General features: G+C 46.6%; 21 protein-coding genes, 1 tRNA gene and 1 pseudogene. 10 read left to right on the forward strand and 13 right to left on the reverse strand.

The features are described from left to right. Positions 1–30 precede the first annotated feature (30 nt). Genes JK154_RS07080 through JK154_RS07100 form a run of 5 tightly spaced genes read right to left on the reverse strand, consistent with a single transcriptional unit; the run spans position 31 to position 4,776 of the window. Positions 31–924, reverse strand: coding sequence for a MurR/RpiR family transcriptional regulator (locus JK154_RS07080; protein WP_211991817.1), 894 nt, complete (start codon positions 922–924; stop codon positions 31–33). Next, positions 924–1,874 (reverse strand): ABC transporter substrate-binding protein, encoded by a 951-nt coding sequence (locus tag JK154_RS07085; RefSeq protein WP_211991818.1) that lies wholly within the window; start codon positions 1,872–1,874, stop codon positions 924–926. The genes JK154_RS07080 and JK154_RS07085 overlap by 1 nt, the downstream gene beginning before the upstream one ends. A gap of 15 nt (positions 1,875–1,889) precedes the next feature. Next, positions 1,890–2,942: an iron ABC transporter permease gene (locus JK154_RS07090; RefSeq protein ID WP_211991819.1), complete on the reverse strand. Its 1,053-nt coding sequence runs from the start codon at positions 2,940–2,942 to the stop codon at positions 1,890–1,892. Further along, positions 2,939–3,952 (reverse strand): iron ABC transporter permease, encoded by a 1,014-nt coding sequence (locus JK154_RS07095; protein WP_211991820.1) that lies wholly within the window; start codon positions 3,950–3,952, stop codon positions 2,939–2,941. The genes JK154_RS07090 and JK154_RS07095 overlap by 4 nt, the downstream gene beginning before the upstream one ends. Continuing rightward, positions 3,949–4,776, reverse strand: coding sequence for an ABC transporter ATP-binding protein (locus tag JK154_RS07100; protein WP_211991821.1), 828 nt, complete (start codon positions 4,774–4,776; stop codon positions 3,949–3,951). The genes JK154_RS07095 and JK154_RS07100 overlap by 4 nt, the downstream gene beginning before the upstream one ends. A 540-nt stretch (positions 4,777–5,316) precedes the next feature. Between JK154_RS07100 and JK154_RS07105 the strand changes: the two genes are divergently transcribed. Together JK154_RS07105 and JK154_RS07110 are read left to right on the forward strand one after the other, a co-directional pair. Next, the gene (locus JK154_RS07105; protein ID WP_211991822.1) at positions 5,317–7,476 is read left to right on the forward strand and encodes a TonB-dependent siderophore receptor; all 2,160 of its coding nucleotides are present in this window, start codon (positions 5,317–5,319) and stop codon (positions 7,474–7,476) included. Positions 7,477–7,561: 85 nt separating this feature from the next. Beyond that, positions 7,562–8,353 (forward strand): tyrosine-protein phosphatase, encoded by a 792-nt coding sequence (locus JK154_RS07110; protein WP_211991823.1) that lies wholly within the window; start codon positions 7,562–7,564, stop codon positions 8,351–8,353. A 53-nt stretch (positions 8,354–8,406) separates the two neighbouring features. Here JK154_RS07110 and JK154_RS07115 read toward each other — a convergent pair whose 3' ends face one another. Beyond that, a complete protein-coding gene (locus JK154_RS07115) occupies positions 8,407–8,910 on the reverse strand; it encodes a DUF2501 domain-containing protein (protein WP_211991824.1) in 504 nt (167 codons plus the stop codon). Positions 8,911–9,214: 304 nt separating this feature from the next. Here JK154_RS07115 and JK154_RS07120 point away from each other — a divergent pair, with 304 nt between their 5' ends. The 8 genes and pseudogenes from JK154_RS07120 (at position 9,215) to JK154_RS07155 (ending at position 15,954) form a co-directional block, all read left to right on the forward strand. Next, a complete protein-coding gene (locus tag JK154_RS07120; protein ID WP_211991825.1) occupies positions 9,215–9,457 on the forward strand; it encodes a hypothetical protein in 243 nt (80 codons plus the stop codon). Next, positions 9,444–9,710: pseudogene (locus tag JK154_RS07125) on the forward strand (acetyl-CoA C-acetyltransferase); the annotation flags it as partial. The gene JK154_RS07120 and the pseudogene JK154_RS07125, both read left to right, overlap by 14 nt. 472 nt (positions 9,711–10,182) lie before the next feature. Beyond that, positions 10,183–10,950: a class I SAM-dependent methyltransferase gene (locus tag JK154_RS07130; protein WP_211991984.1), complete on the forward strand. Its 768-nt coding sequence runs from the start codon at positions 10,183–10,185 to the stop codon at positions 10,948–10,950. Positions 10,951–11,016: 66 nt separating this feature from the next. Continuing rightward, the gene (gene nikA / locus JK154_RS07135; protein WP_249215825.1) at positions 11,017–12,558 is read left to right on the forward strand and encodes a nickel ABC transporter substrate-binding protein; all 1,542 of its coding nucleotides are present in this window, start codon (positions 11,017–11,019) and stop codon (positions 12,556–12,558) included. Between the two features lie 46 nt (positions 12,559–12,604). Further along, on the forward strand, positions 12,605–13,531 hold the full coding sequence (gene opp1B, locus JK154_RS07140) for a nickel/cobalt ABC transporter permease (RefSeq protein ID WP_211991827.1): 927 nt from the start codon (positions 12,605–12,607) through the stop codon (positions 13,529–13,531). Between the two features lie 3 nt (positions 13,532–13,534). Further along, positions 13,535–14,404 carry a nickel/cobalt ABC transporter permease gene (opp1C, locus tag JK154_RS07145; protein ID WP_211991828.1) on the forward strand — a complete coding sequence of 290 codons (870 nt, stop codon included), beginning with the start codon at positions 13,535–13,537 and terminating at the stop codon, positions 14,402–14,404. Next, the gene (locus JK154_RS07150) at positions 14,397–15,221 is read left to right on the forward strand and encodes an ABC transporter ATP-binding protein (RefSeq protein WP_211991829.1); all 825 of its coding nucleotides are present in this window, start codon (positions 14,397–14,399) and stop codon (positions 15,219–15,221) included. The genes opp1C and JK154_RS07150 overlap by 8 nt, the downstream gene beginning before the upstream one ends. Next, complete coding sequence (locus JK154_RS07155; RefSeq protein WP_211991830.1) at positions 15,205–15,954, forward strand: dipeptide/oligopeptide/nickel ABC transporter ATP-binding protein; 750 nt, start codon at positions 15,205–15,207, stop codon at positions 15,952–15,954. The genes JK154_RS07150 and JK154_RS07155 overlap by 17 nt, the downstream gene beginning before the upstream one ends. Positions 15,955–16,082: 128 nt before the next feature. On the opposite strand, the gene JK154_RS07160 is transcribed toward JK154_RS07155, so the two are convergent. The 7 genes from JK154_RS07160 to fdnG form a co-directional block, all read right to left on the reverse strand. Beyond that, positions 16,083–17,336, reverse strand: a complete 1,254-nt coding sequence (locus JK154_RS07160) for a GGDEF domain-containing protein (RefSeq protein WP_211991831.1) — start codon at positions 17,334–17,336, stop codon at positions 16,083–16,085. Next, on the reverse strand, positions 17,317–17,724 hold the full coding sequence (locus JK154_RS07165) for a hypothetical protein (protein ID WP_211991832.1): 408 nt from the start codon (positions 17,722–17,724) through the stop codon (positions 17,317–17,319). The genes JK154_RS07160 and JK154_RS07165 overlap by 20 nt, the downstream gene beginning before the upstream one ends. Before the next feature lie 857 nt (positions 17,725–18,581). Further along, a tRNA-Sec gene (locus JK154_RS07170) sits at positions 18,582–18,676 on the reverse strand. A gap of 260 nt (positions 18,677–18,936) precedes the next feature. Further along, on the reverse strand, positions 18,937–19,866 hold the full coding sequence (fdhE, locus tag JK154_RS07175) for a formate dehydrogenase accessory protein FdhE (protein ID WP_211991833.1): 930 nt from the start codon (positions 19,864–19,866) through the stop codon (positions 18,937–18,939). Continuing rightward, entirely contained in the window at positions 19,863–20,498 is a 636-nt protein-coding gene (gene fdoI / locus JK154_RS07180) for a formate dehydrogenase cytochrome b556 subunit (protein WP_211991834.1), read from the reverse strand. The genes fdhE and fdoI overlap by 4 nt, the downstream gene beginning before the upstream one ends. Further along, positions 20,495–21,424 carry a formate dehydrogenase subunit beta gene (gene fdxH, locus JK154_RS07185; protein ID WP_211991835.1) on the reverse strand — a complete coding sequence of 310 codons (930 nt, stop codon included), beginning with the start codon at positions 21,422–21,424 and terminating at the stop codon, positions 20,495–20,497. Before fdxH ends, fdoI begins: the two co-directional genes overlap by 4 nt. A 12-nt stretch (positions 21,425–21,436) precedes the next feature. Continuing rightward, on the reverse strand, positions 21,437–24,487 hold the full coding sequence (gene fdnG, locus JK154_RS07190) for a formate dehydrogenase-N subunit alpha (protein WP_211991836.1): 3,051 nt from the start codon (positions 24,485–24,487) through the stop codon (positions 21,437–21,439). Positions 24,488–24,572 lie beyond the last annotated feature (85 nt).

Raw genomic sequence — 24,572 nt, forward strand, 5'->3', positions numbered from 1 at the left:
TTTTACGGGGGCCCAGCCGGGAAGGGCGTCTTATTTTTTTTGCCCTGTCCGGCCAATACCGCGATAGAGATCGTTAATCCGTTTCACTGATTTAATTGAACGTTGTGGCGCAGTGGAAGCAACGGAGAGCACCATCATCTCAAGGCATACCAGTACCGCACTGTGCAGGGGCATTTTACCATTCTCACCACCACGGGGAACGTTGATGACAATGTCAGCCTCTTTACTGAAACGTGACCCAAGGGCATTGGTCATTAAAATGATGGGTACACCTAAGCGTTTAGCTTCCCGTATGGTGGTGAGCCCCTCACGGTGTGCTGATTTCTGCGCCATCATGATAATCACATCTCCGCGTTGCATGGCAATGAGCTGTTCAGCCAGGTTGACTCCAGTACGATTAAAGGGCACCGCAGGCAAACCAATCCGGCTAAACAGACGGGCGGAATACTCTGCCAGAACTCCGGAGGCGCCAATACCAAAAATACCCAACTGGCGCGCTTCAACTAAGAGAGCGACAGCTTGGGCAATGGCATAGCGATTACCCTGTGTGGAGAGCACCTCACAGGTATGCTGGTGGCCTTGCAGAACAAAATCAATGCTTGAATTGACGTCGCAAGTCAGGGAGTTAACCGTGGTGACCATCTTCTCTTCTGAATTGATACCAGGACCAAACCATTGTTCTACCGTTTGTTTTAAATCACGTAGCCCGGCAAATCCTAATGCCTGAATAGTACGTACTACAGTGGCGTCTGATGTTTGAGTTGCGGCAGCAATTTCAATGGCAGTGAACTCCAGCACGACTTCTCGGTTCTCGTTAATATAACGGGCTACGGTTTGCATCCTGGGGGAAAGTGTGTGAGCACGGGCACGAAAACGATCCCCATAGACATCAATGCGATTTTTTACTTTCTTGGCTGTCAGCATTACTCTTTCACCTGAGGCAGCAGTCGCCCGGCAATATGCGTTTGCACCTGAGCCGCCATCAGGCTCAGTGACGCAAAGGAGTTAGAAATGGCTTCTTCCCGGGAGAGTAAAATATAGTGTCCCCGCTGGCAGGCGGTTAAAAAGTCGCACCAGCCAGGTAGCACACTATCCATCGCCGCGATTTCATCCTGTGGTTTACCCCCGGTGTCTCCCCGCCAGGTTGAAAACACAAAATCAGCATCCATTTCTGGTAACCGTTCGGCACTCACATCAATACGTTTTCCATCGGGAATACTGTCAATAAGTGCCGGAAATTTGAAACCCGCATCACGCAGTACTCGCCCAAGAGAGTGATAGGTATGGAGCGCGTTAACTTTACCTTGATTGGCCTGGATCACTACCACTGAGGTGTGTTCAGTATCGATGGTGCGTTTAATTTGCGCTATCTCCTCCTGATAGCGGCGCTCCAGAATAGCAAAACGAGCCTGGGTTCCCGTAAGCTGTGCCAGCTTGCGATAAATTTCTGGTGCCCCACCATCGAGGTGGTCGATACTGACCGTGGGCGCGATTTTTTCCAGTTGTTCCAGTGGGGTACTACGCCCCGGCTCGGTAATAATAAGGTCTGGTTTGGCTGCCACAATAGCCTCAATATCAATATCAGCAGTACCAATAAATTTGATATCGGAATTATTAAAATCGACACCTGTCAGTAAAGTGCCAGAGCGAATAAAGTGACTACCATCCGGACGTGTTCTGCCGTGACTGGCAACGGGGGGAATACCCAGTTCGATCAGGGGAATCGTGATATCAAGATCATGTAATGAAACAATGCGCTGGGGGTGTAACGGTACTTCCACCACGCGCCCGAGATCGTCAGTAAATAACTGAGTAGTTTGTGCTGCCTGGACAGAGAAACCCGCCAGTAATAATAGTGATAAAAATAAACGCATACTGCCTCTTTAAAATTACAAACGATCCCGACGACGCCAGAGCAACAATAGAAAGAAAGGCCCCCCCACCAGGGCGATGACAATGCCAGCAGGGATCTGCAAGGGGGCAAAGGCCAGCCGGCCAAGGGTGTCAGTGACCAGTACCAACAGAGCCCCTAACAGGGCACTTCCCCACAATAGTGCCGTCTGCCCACCACGTAGCCAAAAACGTGCCATATGGGGTGCCATCAACCCGACAAATCCCAGGCTGCCGACACAAGAGACACTGGCAGCGGTCAGCAATACTGGCGCGATAAAGCGTAATAAGGCTAAGTGCGGCAGACGCACCCCTAAACCCGTTGCGGTATGGTTACCCAGCAGGGCCACATCTGAAGCCCGGGTCGTGATGAATAACAGAACCGCGCCTGGTAACAGCCATACGAGAGCCACCAGTAACAAAGGCCAGGTGGCGGCCTGTAAGCTACCGGACATCCATATCAGTGCGGTCTGAACATTACGCACATCCGCCGTGGTCATAAAAATACCGATACCGGCGGCGAAAAACCATGAAACCCCAATACCGATCAGCACAAAGCGAGGGCGGGAAAAATCCCGCGCCAGTAGCACCACTAACAGCGCGACCAGGGTGCCCCCTATTACCCCAGCCAGGGGGCGCCATACCAGATTCAGTGTGGGGAATAGCAGAATAAGAGTGAGGATAACGACACTACAGCCCTCTTTTACGCCGATAAGCCCGGGATCTGCCAGGCCATTACGGGTAATAGATTGCATGGCAGCACCGGCAAGCCCTAACATTGCCCCACATAATAGCGCCATTAACAGGCGTGGCAGACGGACATCCCAGACGACATAGTGCTGCTCTGGTGTCAGGGTCTGCGGATAAAACAGCGCCCGGCCAATGTCTGACGTTGGGATTGGCAGAGAGCCTTGTAAAATCCCAGAGACCAGCAAGCCACAGATGAGCAGCACGAGTACCAGACTGTAGATAAGGGTTCTTGGTCGTACAATACGTGAGAGGCGGCCCACGCGCACAGAACGTAGCCCGGCACGATGCATTGCGCGGCTCATTTTAAATACCTTGTAGCGATAAAGATAAACACCGGTGCGCCAACCAGGGCGGTCATAATGCCTGTTGCCAGCTCTTGAGGGGCCAGTAACAGGCGGGCAATAATATCGGCGAGTAACAAGATGATGGCGCCTAATAGCCCGGCCAGGGGGATCATCAAACGAATATCATCCGTTACCAGACGACGAATGATATTGGGTACCAGTAAACCCATAAACCCCAGAGGTCCGACGATGGAAACGGCGACCCCACAAAGCAATGCAATGGATATCATAGCGATAATACGAATCCGTAGTAGATTAACGCCCAGACCACGGGCCATATTATCGCCAAGAGCCAGAATATTCATTGATGGCCCAATGGATACCGCCAGTATCATCCCCACAAACAACGGCATTAATGCACGGTGTACCATTTCCCAGCGTAGTCCGGCTAAATCCCCCACCAGCCAGGTGCGCATGGCCAGTAAGGTCTGTTCGTCAAGAATCAAAATTGCGGCGGTCAGGGAGGAGACCATGGCTGAAAGCGCAACGCCACAGAGCATGATTTTCAGTGGTGTTAATCCCCCTCGACCAGCAGAAGACAGGGCAAGCACGGCAGAAAACAACACCGCAGCCCCGGCAGCCGCAATGAATGACTGGCTGGCTGATGTGATACCCAATGCCGTACATAAGACGACAGCAAAAGCAGCCCCAGCATTCAGCCCAAGAATATGGGGTTCACCGAGTGGATTACGTATCAAGGCCTGTAATAGCACCCCCGCGACACCAAGGGCGGCGCCGACCAGTAAGGCCGCAGTGAGGCGTAGCAGTCGCAGGGAAATAATAATCCGGTGATCAAAGTTTTTGGCATCAAAATAGAATAACGCCTGAAGTACCGTGCGCGGACCAATGGTTCTGGCACCGATCCCGAGGTGCAATACCGCCAGTATTCCGAGCAAGAGCAATGCCACCGGTAATGCAAGGGTGAAGCGGCGGGGGCGATGACGGGCGAGCAGGCGTCGGGTCGTCATTTATTGTGCCCGGCGCTGGCAGGAAAGGGCAGGAAAAAGGGTTTACCTGTTAGCGGGTTGATGGACATTTGAACATCAACATCGAACACGGCTTTAATCAACTCCGGGGTACAGTTTTCTCCGTCCTGAATAATGCCTTGCACCTTTCCCTGTTTGAGAAAGACCAGCATGTCGCCATAGTTAATCGCAAAATTAAGGTCATGGAGAACCACGACCACGGTACGGCCATGATGACGGGTCAGTGAGTGCAGCAGTTCGAGAATCTCCACCTGATATCGCAGGTCGAGAAATGTGGTGGGTTCATCCAGCAAGATAGTAGGGGTCTGCTGTGCCAGAGCCATGGCTATCCAGCAACGCTGGCGCTGACCACCGGAAAGGCTGTCGACGGGCAAATGGGCGAATTCAGTCGTACCTGTTAACTGTAATGCCTGCTCTACCGCTTGTTCATCTTCATCACTCCATTGCTGGAGAAAATTCTGCCAGGGAAAGCGCCCACGTGAGACCAGTTCAAACACGGTCAGCCCTTCCGGGACGAGCGGGGACTGAGGCAGAATACCCAGCTGGCGTGAGACGGCCTTCGTGGGCTGCTGGTGAATCGCTTTACCGTCAAGCAACACGGTGCCATCAAGCGGTTTCAGCATTCGTGCGATGGTACTCAGTAGTGTTGATTTACCACAGCCATTCGCCCCGACCAGTACCGTCATTTTTCCGTGTGGGATAGTCAGGCTGATATCTTCGACAATGGTATGGTGGCGATAACCAGCAGAAAGTTTTTCCAGCTCAATCGCTATACTATAAGGGGTATTTTCCACATGCTCTGGCATGTTCACTCCTGCGTTGCTGCCATATGAAAAAGCCAGCACTCGCCAATTTCTGTACGCATCATATTTCAAGTCGCCTGTGTTAGCCGCGTTCACTCACTCGAATCACTTGCTGCCTGCCTGCAACTTGAATGATTTAGAATACAAATAAAAATAAAACTCATTCGCTTCCTTGATCTTGCTAAGTTAAGGCGTAGTAGTCAAGCATTTGTAGTCTGTAGTCAGGCTGTTTTCTACACAAAAAACCATGAGATGAACAATCTTGCTATTTTTTTGAAAATATTCATTTATTTCAATTGGTTGATTGTTTGTTTTCCGTAATAAATACAGGGTCTATTCAGGCGTTGTTACTGTAGTTTCTTTATTATTTTTTCATTTACTACTACAAACCCAGATGGTTGAATGATTCTCAATTACAAGTCTGGCGGCGTTTGTGGGTAAGAAATAAACACAATGGCATGCCAGGCTAGCAGGGCAGTAGCCAGGATAAACCTGTGCTCTTCCCATTTCTGGGCTGGGTATTTTTTGCGGAATAAAGACAAGATGGCAAAGTTAACTCCTTATTTTTCAGGGATGAAAGGGCGGGCATTATTCTCCGCTCTGTTTTTAGGTGTCACGGTAATACCGGCAGCCAATGCCGCGGAAACAGAGAAAGAAGCGGTGAATGAAGCTGACACCATTACTGTTATTGCTCATAGCGGTAGTGCGGATCAAGCCACGTCCGGTTATCAACCTCTGAACTCATCTACTGCAACGTTAACCAACATGCCATTGCTGGATATCCCGCAAGTCGTGAATACTGTCAGTGACAGAGTGCTGGAAGATCAGAATTCAACCTCACTTGATGAAGCACTGTATAACGTCAGTAATATCGTACAGACCAATACCCTTGGCGGTACTCAGGATGCTTATGTGCGTCGTGGCTTTGGCTCTAACCGTGATGGATCGGTGATGACTAACGGCCTTAAAACAGTACTACCACGCAGTTTTAATGCCGCAACATCACGTGTTGAAGTGCTGAAAGGCCCAGCCTCTACCCTGTACGGTATTCTTGACCCCGGTGGGCTGATCAATGTGGTAACTAAACGCCCGGAAAGAACCTTTGGAGGGTCCATTTCGGCGACTTCAAGCAGTTTTGGTGGCGGGAGTGGTAAATTTGACGTTACCGGGCCAATTGAAGGGACCCCTTTTGCTTTTCGGCTGATTGGTGAGCATCAGGATGAAGATTACTGGCGTGATTTTGGGAAAAACCGCAATACGTTTATCTCCCCATCTCTGACGTGGTTCGGTGAGAACAGTACTGTTAATGTGCTCTATATGCACCGTTCTTACAGCGCGCCATTTGATCGCGGGACTATTTTCGATCTCACCACTCAGCAGCCCGTTAATGTCGACCGTAAAACACGTTTTGATGAAAAGTATAATATCACTGAGGGTGAATCTGATTTAGCCCAGCTGAATAGTGAATACCGTTTTAATAGTGCCTGGACAGCAAAGTTTGACTATAGCTATAGCCAGGACAAATATAACGATAATCAGGCCCGTGTCATGGCCTATGATGAAAAGACAGGTAATTTAACCCGTCGTGTGGATGCGACCCAAGGGTCGACCCAACGCATGCATGCCACTCGGGCTGACCTGCAGGGTAATGTAGTCATTGGCGGGTTTTATAATGAGATCCTGACGGGGGTTTCGTATGAATATTACGACCTGTTACGCACCGATATGATCCGTTGTAAGAACGTCCAGGGCTTTAATATTTATAACCCGGTCTATGGCACTATCGGCAAATGTACCAGTGTTGCAGCCTCAGACAGTGACCAGACCATTCAGCAAGAAAGTTATTCTGCTTATGCGCAGGATGCCCTCTATCTGACAGACCAATGGATTGCCGTCACCGGGATACGTTATCAATACTATACAGAACTCGCGGGTAAAGGTCGCCCGTTCAGAACCAACACTGACAGCACCGACAAACAGTGGGTGCCGAAATTTGGTCTGGTCTATAAGCTGACACCAAATGTATCGCTGTTTGGTAACGTATCACGTTCCTTTATGCCTCAATACTCCATTGCAAACTACATTGGTTCCTTGCCACCAGAAACGTCAACAGCCTATGAAGTGGGTGCCAAATTTGATTTGTTCGATGGAGTGACAGCCAACTTATCAGTATTTGATATTGATAAACGCAATGTGCTCTATAACGACACCGTGAATGGTGAAACTGTGGCAAAAACGGCAGGACGGGTGCGTTCACAAGGGGTGGAGTTTGATATTGCCGGTTCGTTAACCACTAACACCAATATTATCGCCAGCTATGGCTATACGGCAGCAAAAGTGACGGAAGATCCGGACTACAAGGGTAAAGCACTGCCGAATGTGCCACGCCATACCGGTTCATTATTCCTGACCTACGATATTCAAAATGCCTTTATGGGAAATACGTTGACTCTGGGCGCTGGCGGGCATGGTGTCAGCCGTCGTTCTGGTAATAACGAGGCTTCTTATCATCTGCCGGGATACCTTGTTGCTGATGCTTTTGCCGCTTACAAAATGAAATTGAAGTATCCAGTCACATTGCAAATGAATGTTAAGAATCTGTTTGATAAGACCTATTATACTTCGTCTATTGCCAGTAATAACCTCTCTAACCAAATTGGTGATCCACGGGAAGTACAATTCACTGTTAAAATGGAGTTCTGATTCGGTTTGTGGCCCACCTGTCCTCAGGGACGGGTGGGCTGTAAATACAAGCCATGGGAAAACACATAAAAGGAAAAAGATCATCATGACAAGATTAACTGATGCCCGTCACCCCATTAGTGATCCAGGGCTGGAAGGGGGCATTAATTTTCGTTCTCTGGGCGGTTTACCTGCGGCTGATGGCCGATCTGTCAAACATGGTCTGCTGTTTCGTGCCGGAGATCTGAACGGACTCTCTGAGCAGGACTGTGTCCTTTTGAGTGATATTCCTTTACGTGTGATCCTGGATTACCGGGATGCCGAAGAATGCAGAGCCAGACCAGATAAACTGTGGTCGGGTGTATCATACCAGGCTGTGCCTGCGAACCCTGAAGAGCAGCTGATTAATGGTAATCTCGAAAAACTGACCACTGACATACTGGCAGATATTGATGCAAAAGCCTGGATGACGGAATTTTATCGGCAGCTCCCTTTTGCTAACCCCGCTTACCGGAATTTAGCCGCCAGCCTGGTCTCCCAGCCCGATGGTGCAATTGTGCAGCATTGCGCATTTGGAAAAGACAGAACCGGGGTTGGCTCGGCGCTGGTGTTGTTAGCGCTCGGAGCAGAAGAAGACACCATCATGGAGGATTATATTCTTACTGAATTACGGTTAGCGCCATATCGTGAAAAAGTAATTGCAGAACACAGTAATACACTCAGTGGAAGGGCATTGCAGCAGTTTTCTTATTTATTGCAGGCTAATCCGGATTTTTTACGTGCAGCGTTGCAGGCCATCGACGAGCGCTATGGTTCCCCTGCAGCCTGGCTGGCCCATGACTACCAGCTGGATAGCGAGTGCTGTGCCCGCTTGCGACACCACTATTTAAGTGAATAGCCAGGATGAATACTGTGCGCAACATCAGGCGCACAGTGACATTCGGTTGCTGATTAGCCAAGGCCGAGGTAAGACTTACCCTGATCAAGCACCACATTACAAACTTTTGTTTTTAGCTGCTTACCTAATTCCGTCTCTCCAAGCGTAGTCAGATCCAATTTTTGCTGGCTGCCGGTATTCAGCAGCCCGGCAATACCTTGTTGATAACTGGCTTTTTCTGACGGTTTAGCACTACTGGTGAGGCCTAGTTTAGACTTGAGTTGGTCTGCTAAATTATTGGCATTATTGACGACATTATTACGAATGCAATATTGCAATACCCCTGTGGCATTCGTCAGGCTGCTTGAGGCAACGGCATTATTATCACCACCAAGGAGCTGTGTGATGGTTCCAAGGGAAAGGCCACCATCAGAGGTGCTTGTCTCATGTTTATTGCCCTGTGTATTGCCGAGCAGACTGGAGGCGGTATCACTCAGTTGATCTTGCCAGCCAGCCGCTTGCGCCGCACCGCTCACCAGGCAAATAGCCCACCCAAGGGAATATAATGACTTCACCATTTTTTTCATAATACTGTCTCTGTGCTCAGTTTTTCAGTGGTTGGTACGTGTTATTTTAGTGCCAGGTTTCAGGGAATAGTTCATAAATGGAGGCAAAAAATGGGGGGCAGCAACAGCACTATCTTCAGCGCTGATGGGCCTGACACATTTTAACTTTCCTGTTTATACTCCGTCTTCCCCCTCAGGCATTGCTGTCTTCAGCCTGGTCGTGGCTTGCTCCGTAGAGGCATAACATAGGGGATATGAGGTGTTCTTGAAATCAGTTATTTCTTAAGAAGCTATTTATCAATAAGAGGTTACAGGCGTGTTGCCACTTACCTGTCGTCTCTCATTTCGGGGAAAAGTTCTGGGCTTGTTGATAAATGAAATTGGCAAAAGCCTGGGCGCATTCAGGCTGGTGACGTCCCTTAACAGTGACCAAATATATCGCCCGCTCCAGTGCGAGATCCTGAAAGGGAATGATGGTGATATCTTTATGCTGGAACTGAAAGAGTGTCAGGCCCGTAGTAATACTGATGCCGTAATTGGCAGCAATGACGCTCTCTGATCTGGACTTAATCGAAGCGAATGAAGCTTTTGCGGCACAATACCTGGCAGTTCAGCGTGACTTAGCGATGGACCCGGCCAGGGTGAATGTCAATGGTGGTGCTATTGCCTTGGGCCATCCTGTGGGAGCGAGTGGGGCCAGGATATTTGTCACCTTGGTCCATGCATTGAAAAACAGAGATAAAACGACTGGGCTGGCGACACTATGCATTGGTGGTGGCCAAGGTATTGCGATGATTATTGAGCGAGTGTAAATACGGCATCGCGTTGCTGTTCATCACTATAAAAATGCGGGAGTTCAGTGGATGAACCCCCGCATTTTGTCGTGGGGAAGACGCCATCAATACAGGCGTAAATCAAAATATTATGTTGGAATATTTTAAAAAATGAGTGACTCATTTTTGTTAATTTCGCCATACTCCGTTTATCAATGATTTTTATCTGTTTCTGATAACGCTGATAAAGCGTTCATCGCACCTGTTAGCTGTGCATTAAATCCTGTGTAGAAAATGGTGTGGCGGGGTGGCTGCAGGGAGATTACCTGAACTGGATACATGAATATCTGAATTATCCGCCTCCCGGGATATACCGAACCCAGTCGGGGCATATCTGACCTGAGGCATCAAAAGGGCCGGGCATGGGTGGATACTATCTTTCATTATTAAAATATAGCATTATATTAATCAGATACATATTAATGAAAATGACCTGGGTTCACTTATGTTAATGTCATCAAAATCTTTAGACCAAGTATTATGTAGTGTTACAAGTTACTGGAATGAACGAGCCCTGAGTTACAGTGAGGCGAACCAAGAAGAATTAGCCGGTATAAAAAGGACTGTCTGGCAAAATTTATTACTTTCCCATGCACCAGACAGTAAGCCTCTTCGTGTTTTAGACATTGGAACCGGTCCCGGTTTTTTTGCTGTTATTATGGCTCAGGCGGGTCATATCGTTACTGCGGTTGATGCTACCACTGGGATGTTAGAACAAGCCAAAACTAATGCATTACATTACAATGTCGATATTAATTTTGTTGAGTGTGATGTTCATAACTTACCATTTGATGATGACTCATTTGATTTAATTATTACCAGAAATGTAACCTGGAATTTAAAAAAACCAGATGCAGCATATCAAGAATGGTATCGTGTTTTAAAAACAGATGGCCGTCTGATTAATTTTGATGCTAACTGGTATCTGCATTTATTTGATTCGGTATATAAAGCGGGATTTGACCAGGACAGAAAAAACACCCAGCAACAGGGGATCCCAGACCATTATATTAATACCGATACGGTAACGATGACACAAATAGCAGAAGTACTTCCGTTAAGCAAAGTGCTTCGTCCTCAATGGGATGCTACTGTATTACTGAATACAGGCTTTAAGCAATGCTTGTTTGATGTCAATATTGGTGAAAAAGTATGGGATCATGAGGAAAAAATAAATTATGGTTCAACGCCCATGTTTATGATCGTTGCAGAAAAATAAATATATTATTAATATTTAATGGGAACCGGTAACGGAATGAAAAAATATTTTGTGTCATTTGTAATGATGTTTATTTTTGCATTTAGTTCTGTTGTCCAGGCTGATGCCAAAAATAATGAATTAGATTACGCCAGTACCAAAGATATTCGTGATATTAATCCCCATTTGTATTCCGGTGAAATGGCAGCGCAAAATATGGTTTTTGAATCGTTGGTTGTGAATACTGATGATGGTGTAAAACCATTTCTGGCGAAGAGCTGGGACATTTCGCCTGATGGAAAAACTTATACATTTCATCTGCGGCATGATGTGAAATTTACTGATGGTGAGCCATTTAATGCCCATGCTGTTAAATTAAACATTGATGCTATCATTGAAAATTTTTCGCGCCATGCCTGGTTAGAATTGGTTCGTCAAATTGATAATGTTCATGTCATTGATGATTATACTGTAGAACTGAAATTAAAAAATCCTTACTACCCAACCCTGACTGAATTAGGGTTAACACGTCCTTTCCGTTTTATTTCACCGAAATCATTTATTCATGGAAAAACATTAAATGGTGTAAGTAGCTATGCAGGGACAGGTCCATGGATACTTACGGAGCATAAAAAAAATCAATATGCACGTTTTGACGTAAACCCAAATTACTGGGGAGAAAAACCCGCATTAAATAGTGTAGTCTGGAAGGTGATTCCTGATCGCCAGACGTTACTGTTGTCATTACAGAAAGGGGATATTCAGCTAATTTTTGGTGCTGATGGGGATATGTTTGACATGGATTCATTTGAAGCACTGCAAACATCAGGAAAGCTGAAAACACTCATGAGTGCTCCTGTTGCTTCACGCGCCATTGTTCTTAACAGTAGTCGTCCTATCACCAGCGATAAAAAAGTGCGTCAGGCTCTGGAATATGCAGTAGATAAAGAGGGTATCGCCAGCGGTATTTTCGATAACAGTGAGACGGTTGCGGATACTTTAATGGCCAGAACGGTTCCGTATAGTGATATAGATTTGCCTGTATATTCTTTTGATCAAGATAAGGCCAGAAAATTATTGGATGAGTCAGGCTGGGTTTTAGTTAATGGTAGCGGTATTCGTGAAAAAGAGGGTAAACAGCTTGAATTAATATTATCTTACAATGTTAATAATGCTGCTGAAAAAGATATTGCAGAACTTATACAGGATGACTTTAAAAAAATCGGTGTAAAATTGACCATTCTGGGAGAGGAAAAACAAGCTTTTCTTGACCGCCAGAAAAACGGTAATTTCGACCTGCAATATTCACTATCCTGGGGAACACCTTATGATCCGGCATCATTTGTGTCCTCTTTCCGCATCCCCGCTCATGCCGATTATCAAGGACAGAAGGGCCTTAAAAATAAAGCAGAAATAGATGACATTATTAATGAGCTGCTGATAACGCCAGATAATGAACGGCGCCAGAAACTCTATACCCAGTTGTTCACGATACTGGCAGATGAAGCTGTCTATATCCCATTAACCTATTCAAGGACGAAGGCGATTTATAGCAGTGAGCTCGAACATGTTGGATTTAATCCTTCCCAATATGAGATCCCATTTGAAAAAATGTCATTCAGTCATTAATGATTAGGAAGGCGAGTTTCTTCCTACTGGCACAGAGGTATATATAATGAGCAAGTATTTTTTACTACGTTTGTTCATTATGTTACCCCTGATGCTGGTTATCTCATTTATTGCATTTTTGTTGTTGAATTTAACACCATCGGATCCCGCTGAGGTTGCCCTGCGTATTAATGAAGTGGTTCCGACAGATCAGGCAATCTCTTTGATGAGACAGGAGTTAGGGCTGGATAGACCTTTCCTGACTCGATATTTTGACTGGCTATGGAATGTCATGCATCTTGATTTTGGGCAGTCATTTCTTACCCGCACACCTGTATTACATGAAATACTTACCACGTTACCTGCCACACTCTGGTTAGCCATCGTCAGCCTGTTTTTTATCGTGATAATTTCTTTGCTGCTCTCATTTCTATGCGTATTTACTCAGGACACGTGGGTGGATAAAGTAATACGTGGTATCGTATTTATTTTTACTGCCATACCTAATTACTGGCTAGGGTTACTACTTATCTGGGCACTGGCAGTTAAACTCGATTTATTCCCTGTTAGCGGCATGATGACCTATAAATCAGTGGTTTTACCTGCACTGACACTTTCTCTGGGATATATCGGAACTTATATTCGTTTAATTCGCGGTACTATGTTGCATCAACTACAGCAACCTTATGTATTCTATGCCAGGGCGAGAGGATTGCCAGAGAATATTATTTTACGGAAACACGTGCTACCCAATTCATTACATACTTCACTGATTGCTATAGGCATGAGTATCCCTAAATTGATTGCCGGGACTGTAGTCATAGAAAATATATTTGCCTGGCCAGGAATAGGGCGGTTATGTATCAATGCTATCTTTGGTCGTGATTATCCTGTTATACAAGCTTATATTTTACTGATGGCCTTGTTATTTTTGGTATTTAATTTTGTTGCTGACTTACTACAGCAATACCTCGACCCACGTTTAACGAGGTAAAGGATGATATCCATTTTTATTCAACAATTACGGCGTGATGGTTTTGCACAAATCTGTTTTGCCATCGTTATTATTGTGATTGTTGCGGGTATTCTGGCCCCCTGGCTGGCCCCCCATGACCCGATTGAAACTTCTATCCGCATGAAGTACCAAGGTAGTAGTTTTTCCTACCCGCTCGGTACTGACAATCTTGGGCGTTGTATCTTATCCCGCTTACTGTTTGGAATCCGGACAACGGTTTTTTATGCTCTACTTGCCATGGCCCTTACATTATTATTCGGATGCCTTATTGGTATGATTGCGGGGGTTTTTGGCGGGAAAACGGATGAGTTTCTGATGCGATTATGCGATGTGATGCTCTCTTTTCCTGGTGAGGTTATGATTCTCGCACTGGTTGGTGTCTTAGGGCCAGGTATTGAAAATATTTTATTGGCAATTGTTCTGGTTAAATGGTCATGGTACGCCCGTATGATCCGGGGGACGGTTATCCAGTATACCCATCGTAATTATGTACGTTATGCTCAGGTCATTGGTGCATCACCAGGGCATATACTGAAAAAACATATCCTGCCGATGACAATGGCCGAAATAACCATTCTTGCGACCTCTGACATTGGCAGCGTTATCTTGATGATTTCAGCTTTGTCATTTCTTGGGCTGGGGGTACAAGCCCCTACGCCGGAATGGGGCAACATGCTCAGTGAGGCAAAAAATGTGATGATATTCCACCCTGAATTAATGTTACCAGCCGGGTTGGCTATTGTTATCGTCGTTGCTGCATTTAATGGTTTAGGTGATTTTTTACGTGATATCGCGGATCCCGCAAACAGGTACAGTCATATCTCCTGCCAGGAGAACAAAACTGATGACTGATATACTCACGGTCGATAATTTATCAGTCACAGATAATGCCGGGAACACACTGCTCCAGCCGGCTTCATTCACTATTTCACGTTACCGGACGTTAGGCATTGTCGGAGAAAGTGGTAGCGGCAAGAGCCTGATGGCGAAAGCTATCATGGGGTTATTACCCGCTGGCTTACATGCCCACGGACGTGTTTTATTTCGTGGCAGGGACTTGCTGAAAAACAATAAATATCAATGGCAGCAGACACGAGGTAAAGATATTAGCCTGATTATTCAAGATTCAATGGGTGCGTTTGATCCTTTAATGACATTGAAAGATCAGTTTATAGAAACGTTACAATATCATACCAATATAAATCGGGATGCTTGCTTTCAGCTGGCATGTCAGTGTCTGGCACGCGTCAATATCAAGGTGCCGGAACAGAAGCTCACTTGTTTACCTCACCAGCTTAGTGGCGGGCAATTGCAGCGGATGATGATTGCAATGACATTGGCATTAAAACCGTCACTGGTTATCGCCGATGAGCCGACGACCGCATTAGATTCAATAACACAATCGGATATTTTGTCTCAGTTTAAATTACTGGCAGCAGAGCGACAAAGTACCTTGGTACTTATCAGCCATGATTTAGGCGTGGTTCGTAATATCGCTGATGATATTGCTGTTATTTACCAAGGACGCATTGTGGAATATCAAAAAACGGAGTTTCTATGGGAAGCGCCACAGCACAGTTATACGCGTTTTCTTCTTGATACCCGGAAACGTTTATCGTTAAGGTTCAATACCATTATGGGGAGAGCATCTCATGCTACTTCACGTTGAAGAGGTGTATAAAACCTACACACGATCAAAAGGTTGGCGGCGTCAGAAACAAAAAGTGCTGGATAATGTCAGCTTCACTCTGGAAAAAGGTGAAAGTCTGGGATTAGTGGGTGAAAGCGGTAGTGGTAAAAGTACATTAGCCAGAATTATCAGCGGCATTGAAAGGCCCGACAGTGGTAATGTGTTGTTGAACGGTAAATCGCTGCACTATCGACAGCACCGTCATCAACAGTTAAGTATTGTTTTTCAAGACTATACCACTTCAGTTAATCCGACAATGACGGTCTATTCAATGATCAGCGAACCTTTGTCTCAGCAAAACTATTTACCGCCATTATTACTACGTGATCAGGTTGCTGGCCTGCTAAAAAAGGTGGGGCTGTCGCCAGACTTGATGACCAGATACCCTCATGAATTATCCGGCGGGCAGTCACAGCGTGTTTGTATTGCCAGGGCGCTGGCCACACATCCTTCGCTTATTATTCTAGATGAGGCCGTGAGCTCATTAGATATTCCCGCACAAGTACAAATACTTGATTTATTAGAAGAGTTAAAACAAGAATTTAGGTTAAGTTATTTTTTCATCACTCATAATATTCAAACGCTGTGTTATTTTTGCCAGCGTGTTTTATTTTTTAATGAGCATTCAATTGTGGCACAGAGTTCAATTAATGACTTAAGCACTATTGAACATCCCTATGCTAAAGCATTACTCAATTCGGTGATTGACTGAGGGGGGGGATTTTTCTTTGATTATTAATATATTTTATCTCAGCTTGCCCCTGTTTTTATTATTCAAATGCATTTTTATGCAATCGGCTGATGAATTAATTCCAACAGGATTCCCCATGAAGAAAATGATTATGGCTGCTTGAATAGGTTAACACTGTTTCGCCCATTTTCTTTAGCCTGGTATAAGGCTATATCCGCCTGGGACAAGAGCTGAGTTAATGTTTTTTCGGGATTATCCCACATGGTCACCCCGATAGATACGGTCACCTGAAGTTCCTGCAGCGGGTCTATGCGAATGGGGGTGCTGGCAATAACATCACACATACGATTAGCCACTTCAAGCAGCTCATGGTCACCTGCAACTGGTAAGATAGCAGCGAATTCTTCCCCACCCACCCGCCCGAAAATATCCGATTTGCGTAGTGCGTCACCCATCATAGCCGCCACGCGTTTAATCACCTCGTCTCCCACTAAGTGCCCATGCTGGTCATTAACATTTTTAAAGTGATCGATATCAAGCATCAATACACCATATTTCACATTATTGAGATTACACTGGACACGCAAAAATTCTGCGCGTTCAAAAAAAGCACGTCGGTTGTAGGTTCCTGTTAACTCATCAATACTGGCAAGTCTTTGTAATGCAATAGTTCTTTCTTCTATGCGATCTTCCAGATTGTGATTCGCGGCCCGTAGCATTTCAGTGATATTTTCGGTGATCTGCCCGTCCCTGAACACCCGCCAGATAAAAGCCATTACCCCAATTAACAGGAGGAATAGTGTCAGACTGAATATAGAAAATAGATCACCCAGCCAGTATTTGTTTTCAACCTCTTGTTGGTTATAGGTCTGGTTAACTTTAGATACCACCACGTTAATCTTCTGACGTAATGGCCGGGACTCGCGAATAATAGTTTCTGATACTTGCCTAATCGCTTGCTCATTAGAGGCCTGTGCGACCAGATCACTCCAGCGCACCACGGCTGTCCTGAGTTCAGTCAAAACACGCTGGACATCAGGAAGCTCGACAAACGATTGTTTTTCCGTATGTAATATAGCAGCGCTGTTATCCAATACGCCGTAGAGTACATCTAACCGGAGGGCAAGGTCATCTTTGCCCTCCGCCTTAATTTTAGATTCAGTTTCATATGCAGAGAGCATTAAACGATACAGTTCACTACTGACATTACTGATATACCAAGTCTCTGCATTATAACGCACTTTAGAGAATATATGTGCTTGCTGCATTGCCAGCCAAAGTGAAATAAACGTGATGATTAGGAGAAAAAAAGAGGCACCCAGCAACCAACGAATAATATATTTCCGTTTACGTAATTTCTTATATTCATACGCAATTTCATAGCTATTTAATGAGTATTTCATGGACCATCCAAATAGTATAATCCTGATATTTAGCCGTGTTGATTTCACTATGTTGGTCAAAGGGGTAGATTAGAATAAAAGGCCCTTTGCTGCGTATTGGTATGAGATCGCCATTAAAACGTGAGGCCAGTACGGGATTATAGATGAGCACGTCGCTCATCGGGATGGTAATGATATAGTCATTTAAGGCAATTAACTCAATGCTTGACTCTGGCTGTGCGCCTAACTGCCGGGCAATATCCGCCAGGTAAACACCACTCCACTTGTTTTTTCCTGTGATATCAAGCCCCGCAGGCAGGCTGGTTTCGATAGTATGCTGAGGAAGACGATCAAAATCAGCCATATCACATGACTGTGTTGTTTTATCAGCCGCTTGTAACAATAACACCACCTTTCCTGTTGGGGGAGGGCATACTGTCGAAGCATTAGCCTTTATGATGCAGAAGAAAAATATGATCAAAATAGAACAAGCCTGAATCCATCTCGCTGACATCATAGGTATTAGCCTTAAATATTGACTGTTATATAATTGATGATTTGCAACATCATGACTTAACTATTTGAAAAACAATTGTAAATTATAATTTTTCAGGGTGTCACCTGTTCATGGCAGGACCGTCTCTGAAAGATAAAAATAGACACAGGAGAATCATTTGTCTTCTGAGTTCAACAATTATTTTTCACGTGTTTATTTTCATTTATCATTTTCCATAACGGTTCTGTCTATGGGCGTCGTACCAGAGCTATATGGCGGCAGGAAATACAACGTCATATTGACGTCATACGCCCATTTTTTCAATAGATTGATGAACTCACCGTACTGAATGAATATAAAGGATTTTTAGACACTCCTGGACGCATGAGGATAACGACCGACGGCTTACAGGAGTCATCGTTAATAGATTGATTTAATAGTCATATTTTATATTGGTTAAATGAGTTATCGCCATAAGCCCGTGATGACAAAATGGCCGATATGGCATTCAACCACAGGTTCTGTGGCTAAACTTTTCAGGGGGCTTATCTTTCGTACTGCAACCAGGTAATCCCCCTTTAATTCAGTTTGCCTGCAAATGTAAAGGTGGAAAATCTAATGATGGCTGTTTCATTTTAGAAAGGAGCAGACACTCCAGAACGTAGTGATTTTGAGGGGAATGGGATGGCCTCAGGAAAACAATTACTGATTGCAATGACAGATAGCATAAGGGGATTTATTGAGTATGGTGGTGTTCAGGAGAGTGAAACTGGCGGAAGATCACAGGAGTCGAACCTGCCCGGCACCGCTGGCGGCACCCACTGGATTTGAAATCCAGCCGCCTCACCGGAGGCGACGATCTTCCGAGCCTTCATTGCTACATGGAGGCGGTGCGCATTATACCGGGTTTCCTTAATAGTCCCAATGATTGTGTAAGAAAATATAGGGTGTTTAATACTATATTACACGTTAATTCAGAATAAACATGATGTCACCTGCCTTTTTATGCAGGTTTTAAAGAGGTTTTAGCCATCCCTGGAAGGTTTTTATTCAGGTGCTGGGGGCTATTTCTGCAGGAAGAGAAAGCAGCACCTGGTGTTAGTGCTGCTTCATCGTGGGGCTGGCTTATTCGTTGTCACCAGGGAATAAGAACGGATTAATACTGCTACGGGCAAAGCCTTCTTGTTCCATACGCGCATCCAGCACTAATGAGGCTAAATCGTCCGCAACCGCCTCTACACCGGCATCCTTTTCCTGATAGAAAATCTTCAGATAGGTACCACAGTCACCACAGCTTTCTGCCTTGACGGCGGATTGCTCACTGTCCAGTGACCAGTAGTTTAAGTCCCGGGTTTGTTCACAGTTACTGCACTTGATGCGTACCACATGCCATTCAGTCTCACACAGGTTACAGTGCAAGTAGCGTAATGCATTATTACTGCCGATATGCACCATGCTGGAGACCGGCATTGAACCGCATACGGGGCAGAACTGACGCTGCTCACCGTATTCCGCTTTTGCTTTGCCGGGAATGAGGCTGGCCATTTGTGCCCAGTAAAGTGACAACGCCGCCCAAATAAAGGGGGCTTTATCACTGCCTACCCTGGCAAAGTCACTATTTAAGAGTGCCGTTGCCATCTCTTCCCTTTCCTGGGAAGAGGATTTTTCAAGGTTTTCAATAACGACTAATGCCTGACCGCTCATTTCTGGTTTCAGTTCAGCAATCAGCGAAAGCAGCAGGCGTTGCCAGTGTGGGTCACGTGGCAAAATATGCAGATCGAGAGGGGGTTGGCCTGTCTGTGCTGATCCAGCAATCAGTGCTGTTAAGTCCATCTCCAGTGGGTGGTCATAGAGAACCACTTCCTGGGCATGGGCAATCAGTGCAGCAAAGCGCAGATAATCACCCAGAGGGTTATCTGTTGCCAGCGCACGCAGACGTTCAGCCCGGCGGTTATAGAGGTTCTTCAGTCTGGGAAACAACAGCGGTGGAATAGCTTCCACCGCATGTTTTTCGCGTTTTTCCAGCCTGTCTTGCGGGATTATGCGAATACTCATTCAGATGATTTATCCTGTTTCTGGCGCAACTCACGATACCAGCGCGGGTGGTGTTTTTTCGCCCAGGTTGAGGTTACCCATCCTTCCACCATTGCGGTGATGGTTCCTTTTACCCACAAAGCGGCGTAAACATGCACCATAATAACCACTATCAAGGCTACTGCGGCAAATGAATGTACCAATAACGCAATACGGATAATCGGAATAGGGAAAGCAGGCGCAAAATACGGACGCCAAATGATGACCCCGCTTGCCAGCAGCAACACCAGGAAAATAATCGCCGCCCAGAAGACACATTTCTGACCGAAGTTATAGCGCCCGGTGTCACCCACTTCCTCATTAACGACAATTTTATGGATATTTTTTGCCCACAGAATGTCTTCTTTGTTAATCAGGTTGTGGTGCCAGTAACGGAAAAACATAATGATAAATGACGCGAACATCACCACCCCGACAAAGGGGTGGAGAATACGTGCCAGCTGTGGCGTACCGAGAATGTTCATCAACCAGTTAAAGGAGGGGAAAAAGAATCCCAGCCCACTGACGGCTGCCAGAATAAAGCAGAACGCCGTGATCCAGTGGTTGATACGCTCTGGTGCACTGTAGCGTTGAATCTTCACTTGTTTTTTCATTTCTGCACCTCATCATCATGGTGCTGCTTTTTATCGTCCGGTTTATCAGCCTCGTGTTCGTCCTCTTCTTCATCGGCACGGTTCGGGCCAACCCCTACGTAGTGGAAAATACTGGCGGCAAATGTCACCGCAAAGCCGACGGCAGCCAGTGGTTTCCAGATGCCTTTCCAGAAATTAACGGTCGGGCTGATGGCAGGATCTTCCGGTAAACCATGGTAAAGCGTTGGTTTATCCGCATGGTGCAGGACATACATGACATGGGTGCCACCCACCCCGGCAGGGTCATACAGCCCGGCATTTTCAAAGCCACGCGTCTTCAGTTCAGCGACGCGTTCCCCGGCCAGGTCCTTCATGTCCTCTTTGGTACCAAAATGAATGGCTCCGGTTGGACAGGTTTTAACACAGGCCGGTTCCTGGCCAACAACCACACGGTCTACACATAGCGTACATTTGTAGACCCGGTTATCTTCAGGATTCATACGCGGTACGTTGAATGGACAACCAGCAATGCAGTAGCCACAGCCAATACATTGCTCAGACTGGAAATCAACGATGCCGTTGGCATATTGAATGATCGCACCTTCTGATGGGCAGGCTTTTAAACACCCCGGATCTGCACAGTGCATGCAGCCATCCTTGCGGATAAGCCACTCCAGTTTGTCGTTCTGCTCCACTTCAGAAAAGCGCATAACAGTCCATGATTTGGCAGTTAAATCCGCCGGGTTGTCGTAGACACCCACGTTGGTTCCGACCGTATCACGGATGTCATTCCACTCTGAACAGGCTACCTGACATGCCTTACAACCAATACAGGTTGTGACGTCAATGAGTTTGGCGACTTCATGTTGATGATCCCGCGCCTGAGGCGCGGGGGTAAAGCCGTTAGTAGCGGAACGACGGATGATGTCCTGAGATTGATAAGCCATAATTCGTCTCCGTTACACCTTTTCCACATTGACCAGGAACGCCTTAAACTCAGGCGTTTGCGTATTCGCATCACCAACAAATGGCGTTAATGTATTGGCAATAAAGCCTTTCTTGGTAACACCTTCGTAACCCCAGTGAATCGGGATACCAATGGTGTCGACTTTCTTGCCATGCACATCCAGGGTCCGTATACGTTTCGTCACCACCGCTTTTGCCTTAATGTAGCCACGGTTGGAAGAAACTTTCACCGTATCACCATGTGCAATACCCAGTTTATTCGCCAATTTTTCACCAATTTCGATGAATTGTTGCGGCTGGGCAATCGCATTTAACAGGGCATGTTTGGTCCAGTAATGGAAATGCTCCGTCAGACGATAAGTGGTACCCACATACGGGAACTTATCGTGCGATCCCATCTCTGCCAAGTCATCTTTAAACACACGAGCTGCCGGGTTCGACACCACTTTTGGATGGAGTGGGTTTGTCCCTAATGGGGTTTCAAACGGCTCATAGTGTTCGGGGAATGGCCCTTCTGCCATCTTGTCGAGGGCAAACAGACGCCCCAAACCTTCTGGTTGCATGATGAACGGCCCGACACCGGTGTCTGGAGCGGCATTGCTGTAGTCCGGAATATCAATGCCGGCCCATTTGGCACCATCCCAGGAGATCAAGCGGCGTTTCTCATCCCAAGGTTTACCTGACGGATCAGCCGAGGCACGGTTATAGAGAATACGGCGGTTAAGCGGCCACGCCCAAGCCCAGCCGAGTGTATTCCCCAGCCCGGATGGATCCGCGTTATCCCGTCTGGCCATCTGGTTACCTTCTGGCGTCCAGCTACCGGTGAACACCCAGCAACCACTTGCGGTCGTGCCGTCATCACGCAGCTGCGCAAATGAGGTGAGCTGTTGACCTTTTTTCACTACAACCGCACCGGTTGTTGGATCGATAAGATCTGCCAGTGCCCGGCCATTGTTCTCCATGGCGACTTCTTCTGGTGCAGGATTGTCTTCGATCAGGTAGTCCCATGACATACTGAGTACCTGTTCTGGTGCCTTCCCGCCTTCTTTCGCATACATATTGCGTAAACGAGAGAAGATACCGGACAGAATTTCACCGTCACTCAGGGCCTCACCCGGGGCATCCGCACCCTTCCAGTGCCACTGTAACCAGCGAGAAGAGTTAACGATGGAGCCGTTTTCTTCAGCAAAGCAGCAGGACGGCAAGCGGAACACTTCAGTCTGAATGGTTGATGGGTCAACATCATTCATCTCACCGTGGTTCTGCCAGAAGTTCGAGGTTTCTGTATTCAGTGGGTCAACGGTCACCAGGAACTTCAGTTTTGAAAGCGATGCAATGACTTTGTTCTTATTCGGGAATGAAGCCACCGGGTTAAAGCCCTGGCAAATATAGCCATTGACTTGACCATGATTCATCATCTCGAAGTATTGCAACACGTCGTAAACTTTGTCCCACTTCGGTAGCAGGTCATAACCCCAGTCATTCTCTTTAGTTGCTTTATCGCCATAGAAGGTTTTCATCAACGAAATAAAGAACTTAGGGTAGTTGCTCCAGTAGTTTACCTGGCCTTTTAACAGGGATTTTGGCGTGTTAGCCGCCAAATAGCTGTTGAGGTCTGGCTGTTTCTCGCTTGGCAGGTTCATATAACCAGGCAAGTTGGTGGAAAGCAGACCCAGATCCGTAAGCCCCTGGATATTTGAGTGACCACGCAGGGCGTTAACGCCACCACCGGCCATACCCATATTCCCGAGCAGCAACTGGATCATTGCCATAGTACGGATGTTCTGTGCCCCGACAGAGTGCTGCGTCCAGCCCAGGGCATACAGGAATGAAGCTGTCCTGTCTGCGGCGCTGGTTTCTGCAAGATACTGGCAGACTTGCAGGAAGTCTTCTTTTGGTGTGCCGCAAATATCCGACACGACTTCTGGTGTATAACGGGCAATATGCTGTTTCAGCAAATTCCACACGCAGCGAGGGTGCTGGAGTGTAGGATCGCGTTTAGCGAAGCCTTCTTCGTCCAGTTCGTAGAACCAAGAGGTCTTATCGTACTTGCGATTTTCTGCGTCGTAGCCAGTAAATAAACCGTCTTCAAAGCCGTAGTCATCCCGCACAATCAAATTGGCGTTGGTGTAGGCTTCAACATACTCACGGTTAAATTTATTGTTGTTTATCAGGTACAGTAAAACGCCTGACAGGAAAGCTATGTCAGTACCCGAACGGATTGGCGTATAGAAATCCGCAACTGCAGCTGTGCGCGTAAAGCGGGGATCGATAACGATCAACTTAGCGCCATTATGAATTTTGGCTTCCATCGCCCAGCGGAATCCCACCGGATGCGCTTCTGCCGCATTGCCCCCCATCACTACGATGAGATTGGCGTTTTTAATATCAACCCAGTGGTTGGTCATCGCACCGCGACCAAATGTTGGAGCAAGACTTGCTACCGTTGGTCCGTGTCAGACGCGCGCCTGGTTGTCCACGGCAAGCATGCCGAGGGCGCGAGAAAATTTCTGGCTTAAAAAGCCGGTTTCATTGCTGGCAGCGGAAGCACAAAGCATCCCTGTACTTAACCAGCGATTCACCGTTGTCCCTTGTTCATTGGTCTCAATGAAGTTGGCGTCACGGTCTTCTTTCATCAGTTTGGCGATACGGTCAAAGGCTTCATCCCAACCGATTTGTTTCCATTCGTTTGAACCAGGGGCCCGGTAAGAAGGGTATTTAAGGCGTCCCTCGGAGTGGATAAAGTCCACCAGACCAGCACCTTTCGGGCATAATGCACCGCGGTTTACCGGGTGATCAGGGTCTCCTTCAATATGGAAAATGGATGACTTGGCATTTTTTGCACCGTCTCCGAGGCTATACATTAATAGCCCACACCCAACAGAACAGTATGTACAGGTATTACGTGTCTCACGGGTTCTCAGCAGCTTGTACTGCCGGGTCTCCGCAAGTGCTGTCGCCGGGGCAAAACCCAGCGCCGCCGCCGTTGTACCTGCCATACCGCCAGCACAGATCTTAAAGAACTGTCTTCTGCTGACTTGCATAGATTGCTCCTTGTACGACATTCTCACATGACTAATAGGTTTGGATTGCGGAAAGTCCGCCGGGGTTGAAAATGGCAACCCTTTA

Source organism: Citrobacter sp. JGM124 (genome assembly GCF_018257795.1).
Taxonomy (GTDB): Bacteria; Pseudomonadota; Gammaproteobacteria; order Enterobacterales; family Enterobacteriaceae; genus JGM124.

Bases quoted from the DNA above. Each gene is read 5' to 3' on its own strand.
- JK154_RS07095 (WP_211991820.1), bottom strand. From the start codon at position 3,952: ATGACGACCCGACGCCTGCTCGCCCGTCATCGCCCCCGCCGCTTCACC.
- JK154_RS07110 (WP_211991823.1), top strand. From the start codon at position 7,562: ATGACAAGATTAACTGATGCCCGTCACCCCATTAGTGATCCAGGGCTG.
- nikA (WP_249215825.1), top strand. From the start codon at position 11,017: ATGTTTATTTTTGCATTTAGTTCTGTTGTCCAGGCTGATGCCAAAAAT.
- JK154_RS07130 (WP_211991984.1), top strand. From the start codon at position 10,183: ATGTCATCAAAATCTTTAGACCAAGTATTATGTAGTGTTACAAGTTAC.
- fdhE (WP_211991833.1), bottom strand. From the start codon at position 19,866: ATGAGTATTCGCATAATCCCGCAAGACAGGCTGGAAAAACGCGAAAAA.
- opp1C (WP_211991828.1), top strand. From the start codon at position 13,535: ATGATATCCATTTTTATTCAACAATTACGGCGTGATGGTTTTGCACAA.
- JK154_RS07085 (WP_211991818.1), bottom strand. From the start codon at position 1,874: ATGCGTTTATTTTTATCACTATTATTACTGGCGGGTTTCTCTGTCCAG.
- JK154_RS07115 (WP_211991824.1), bottom strand. From the start codon at position 8,910: ATGGTGAAGTCATTATATTCCCTTGGGTGGGCTATTTGCCTGGTGAGC.
- JK154_RS07150 (WP_211991829.1), top strand. From the start codon at position 14,397: ATGACTGATATACTCACGGTCGATAATTTATCAGTCACAGATAATGCC.
- JK154_RS07155 (WP_211991830.1), top strand. From the start codon at position 15,205: ATGCTACTTCACGTTGAAGAGGTGTATAAAACCTACACACGATCAAAA.
- JK154_RS07100 (WP_211991821.1), bottom strand. From the start codon at position 4,776: ATGCCAGAGCATGTGGAAAATACCCCTTATAGTATAGCGATTGAGCTG.
- JK154_RS07080 (WP_211991817.1), bottom strand. From the start codon at position 924: ATGCTGACAGCCAAGAAAGTAAAAAATCGCATTGATGTCTATGGGGAT.
- JK154_RS07090 (WP_211991819.1), bottom strand. From the start codon at position 2,942: ATGAGCCGCGCAATGCATCGTGCCGGGCTACGTTCTGTGCGCGTGGGC.
- fdoI (WP_211991834.1), bottom strand. From the start codon at position 20,498: ATGAAAAAACAAGTGAAGATTCAACGCTACAGTGCACCAGAGCGTATC.
- opp1B (WP_211991827.1), top strand. From the start codon at position 12,605: ATGAGCAAGTATTTTTTACTACGTTTGTTCATTATGTTACCCCTGATG.
- JK154_RS07160 (WP_211991831.1), bottom strand. From the start codon at position 17,336: ATGAAATACTCATTAAATAGCTATGAAATTGCGTATGAATATAAGAAA.
- fdxH (WP_211991835.1), bottom strand. From the start codon at position 21,424: ATGGCTTATCAATCTCAGGACATCATCCGTCGTTCCGCTACTAACGGC.
- JK154_RS07105 (WP_211991822.1), top strand. From the start codon at position 5,317: ATGGCAAAGTTAACTCCTTATTTTTCAGGGATGAAAGGGCGGGCATTA.